The organism is Oleiphilus sp. HI0123 (assembly GCF_001635315.1).
This window is the reverse complement of the sequence record NZ_LWGE01000546.1, coordinates 1-368: the sequence shown is the minus strand read 5'-3', so window position 1 is coordinate 368 and position 368 is coordinate 1. Positions and strand designations below refer to the sequence as shown.

The window sequence follows — 368 nt, the reverse complement described above, 5'->3', positions numbered from 1 at the left end:
TCTTCGAAGGCATGACGCATAACAATCATACCACTGCGCTCAAGCACCTCAAAGAAGCGTTCCGGGTTGCCAATGGCAGCAACAGCATTTACCGGCTGACCCGACAATTTATCCAAAGCTAAGGCTTGATTGAGACCATCCTGACCGGGATCAGCCTTCAACGGCAGTAAGTTGCCTGGTCGTAAATCCATTCGAATGTAAGGCTCTGATGAATTCACGCCAGGTAAATCATCAGCACCGTTGATCACCTGAAAGTCCAGCTTCTTCATTCGAGACTGGCTTTCACGCAAAGGCCCCATCGGAAGTAAATATCCATTACCCAAGGCTCTTTGACCATCGTAAACACAAACTTCCACATCACGCTGTAG

1 protein-coding gene is annotated in these 368 nt (G+C 48.4%); it reads right to left on the bottom strand.

The window, feature by feature from the left end; translation table 11 throughout:
• The coding region (locus A3761_RS05025; protein ID WP_197472834.1) for a tetraacyldisaccharide 4'-kinase at positions 1–368 on the bottom strand (368 nt) is incomplete at both ends.